The organism is Sporosarcina obsidiansis, assembly GCF_009651005.1.
GTDB lineage: Bacteria > Bacillota > Bacilli > Bacillales_A > Planococcaceae > Sporosarcina > Sporosarcina obsidiansis.
In genome coordinates, this window is record NZ_WHVW01000060.1 from 1 (window position 1) to 309 (window position 309).

General features: G+C 42.7%; 1 rRNA gene. It reads left to right on the top strand.

Annotated elements, in window-relative coordinates:
* Positions 1 to 243: 243 nt before the first annotated feature.
* Positions 244 to 309: ribosomal RNA gene (gene rrf, locus GD002_RS17655) — 5S ribosomal RNA — on the top strand; the annotation flags it as partial.

Genomic DNA, 309 nt, shown 5'->3' on the forward strand with positions numbered 1-309 from the left:
TGGAAGCACGGCGACGTGTGCAGCTGACAGATACTAATCGATCGAGGACTTAACCTATTAACGAAAAGCCGAAGCGGTCGCATCTGGCCGCTGAGGCTGGACAACGTAAAAAGTAGGTTCTTGAACTACCCAATGTCTTTTATTCAGTTTTGAGTGAGCAAAAACTTGCTTTAAAAAATAAAAAAAACACTTGCATTATCTTTACGAAGTGTTATAATAGTAAATGTCCTCAAAAAGGACGAGTCTGGTAATGATGGCGAAGAGGTCACACCCGTTCCCATACCGAACACGGAAGTTAAGCTCTTCAGC